This window comes from Mesorhizobium sp. M7A.F.Ca.CA.003.01.2.1, from assembly GCF_003998945.1.
GTDB classification, from domain to species: domain Bacteria; phylum Pseudomonadota; class Alphaproteobacteria; order Rhizobiales; family Rhizobiaceae; genus Mesorhizobium; species Mesorhizobium ciceri.
Window position 1 is genome coordinate 1 of the sequence record NZ_RZRA01001041.1, and the last position, 1863, is coordinate 1863.

The 1863-nt window shown below is 62.2% G+C and carries 2 protein-coding genes and 1 pseudogene; 1 reads left to right on the forward strand and 2 read right to left on the reverse strand.

What is annotated here, in order from left to right; all coding sequences use genetic code 11:
• Positions 1 to 239: 239 nt before the first annotated feature.
• A complete protein-coding gene (gene ykgO, locus EN969_RS29350) occupies positions 240 to 365 on the reverse strand; it encodes a type B 50S ribosomal protein L36 (RefSeq protein WP_006203764.1) in 126 nt (41 codons plus the stop codon).
• A gap of 240 nt (positions 366 to 605) precedes the next feature.
• On the opposite strand from ykgO, the pseudogene EN969_RS29355 reads away from it, so the two are divergent.
• A pseudogene (locus EN969_RS29355) lies at positions 606 to 1029 on the forward strand (lysozyme inhibitor LprI family protein).
• Positions 1030 to 1035: 6 nt separating this feature from the next.
• On the opposite strand, the gene EN969_RS29360 reads toward EN969_RS29355, so the two are convergent.
• On the reverse strand, positions 1036 to 1863 hold an 828-nt coding region (locus EN969_RS29360), incomplete at its 5' end, for a 5-(carboxyamino)imidazole ribonucleotide synthase (RefSeq protein ID WP_127419643.1).

The window sequence follows — 1863 nt, forward strand, 5'->3', positions numbered from 1 at the left end:
GTTTCGTCGTTGGGGCGGGCGGCGCATCCTGAGTGGACGGCGGCGCGACAGCACCATCCGCCCATGCCGGGCCATAAATGACGCCGGAAACAAGCAGAGATGTCAAAAATGCAAAAGGAATCCGCATCGCCGGACTCTAGTCCCGGGCGAGAGAACGTCAAACTGAATTTGGCGTGAAAAGGCCGGCAGACGGCGACAAGCATCAAATGGGCGGAGGCGACAGCCTCCTGCCCGAAAACTCAGCCCTGACGTGCCTTGTAGCGCGGGGCGGTCTTGTTGATGATGTAGATGCGGCCCTTGCGGCGAACCAGCTGGTTGTCGCGGTGACGCGCCTTCAGCGCCTTGAGCGAATTCTTGATCTTCATGGTCTTGCCTGTCGGTGTGGACCCGGTTGGGTCGAAATTTTAAGGCGCGCCAGAAGACGCGCCTTTGAACTGTGGGTGGCTCATAAACGAGGAGCCTTGTCCCTGTCAACCGCAAGCGTGCTCCATAGCGGCTGTGAATCATCCCTGTCATCAATTATCCGCCATGTCTGCCTTGCGGCATTGCGCGGCCCTGGGCCGGCTGGGATGATGCGGTCGCCGTGAAATGATTTGGAGACGACTATGCGCCGGATGTTCCTGGCCGCCTGCCTTGTCCTGCTGGCGGCAGCTTCGGTTGCGCGCGCGCAGGAATGCGACCGCAGCGACGACAGCCAGCAAATGATGAACATCTGTGCCGGCGAGGATTACCAGGCGGCCGACGCCAGGCTCAACACGGCCTATCAGAACCTCACCAGCTCGGACGATGCCAACGGCAAGAGATTGCTGCAGGTGGCGCAACGCGCCTGGATCACTTTTCGCGATGCCGAGTGCGCGCATTCCACCGCCGCCAGCGAAGGCGGATCGATCCATTCGATGGAAGTTTCGCAATGCCTGACCCAGATTGACCAATGACCGCGTCAAGCAGCTCGCTGCCGCGGCCAATTGCGAGGAAGGCGATGGGAGTTGCGCCAATACAGGGCAGGACGAGAGCGACGACGCGCAGTAGGCAACCTTATGAGGCGCGACGTCTGATCCGAGTGAAATGACCCATCTTGCGGCCGGGCCGCGCTTCGGTCTTGCCGTAGAGATGCAGCATCAGATCGGGCTCGGCGAGAAGCTCCGGGACGCGCAGCACATCGTCGCCGATCAGGTTTTCCATCACGCAGTCGGAATGGCGGTCCGGGCCGCCGAGCGGCAGGCCGGCGATGGCGCGGATATGCTGCTCGAACTGCGAAACGACACAGGCGGCTTCCGTCCAATGGCCGGAATTGTGCACGCGCGGCGCGATCTCGTTGGCCAGCAGCGAGCCATCGGCCAGCACGAAGAACTCGACGCCGATGACACCGACATAGTCGAGCGCCGCAAGGATCTTCGATGCGGCCGTTCGGGCTGCTTGCGCCGTCTCCGGCATAATGGCGGCCGGCAAGGTCGATGTGTGGAGAATGCCGTTGCGATGGATATTCTCGGCTGGATCGTAGGCGACAACCGCACCGTCCAGCCCACGCGCCGCGATCACCGATATCTCGCGCTCGAACGGCACGAAGGACTCCAGAATCAGCGGCACATTGCCCATCGCCTCGCATGTGCCGGCAAAACCGCCGGCTTCCATGTTGCGGAAGACGCGCTGGCCCTTGCCGTCATATCCCATGCGCCGGGTCTTCAGGATGCCGCTGCCGTCGAATGCTTTCAGCGCCGCCGCCAGCTCGTCATCATTGTCGACGGCGTGGAAATCGGCGGTGGCAATGCCGATGCCGTTGAGGAATGTTTTTTCGTCCACCCGGTCCTGCGCCACTTCCAACGCACGCGCCGGCGGATAGACAGGAACCTTGGCCGCCAGAGC